Genomic DNA, 278 nt, shown 5'->3' with positions numbered 1-278 from the left:
GGAGGTTATACGGCGGATCGGCGAAAATCGCGTCCACCGACTGGCTCGGGAGGGCATCCAAGGCAGCGACGCAATCACCCTTTATGATGCTGTCTTTCCAGGCGTCACTCTCACCTGCACGATCAAAACCGGCATGCCGAAAATCGGCCAGCGGAAAAACTGCTGCCATTGGGACTCGCTTCATACGCTTATTCTCTACTGAGGCTTATGGTTACAGAAGATGGTTATCAAAGCCTGAACAAGTCACGGAAAATGCGAAATAAATGGCTCTCGCGGCG

Annotated in this window: 1 pseudogene; it reads right to left on the bottom strand. The window is 52.9% G+C overall.

Annotated elements, in window-relative coordinates:
- Positions 1-169, bottom strand: a pseudogene (locus EN846_RS36340) (site-specific DNA-methyltransferase); the annotation flags it as partial.
- Between the last annotated feature and the right edge of the window lie 109 nt (positions 170-278).

This window comes from Mesorhizobium sp. M4B.F.Ca.ET.203.01.1.1, assembly GCF_004791025.1.
Lineage (GTDB): Bacteria > Pseudomonadota > Alphaproteobacteria > Rhizobiales > Rhizobiaceae > Mesorhizobium > Mesorhizobium abyssinicae.
The sequence above is the reverse complement of the archived record's forward strand: the minus strand, read 5'-3'. Positions and strand labels throughout refer to the sequence as shown.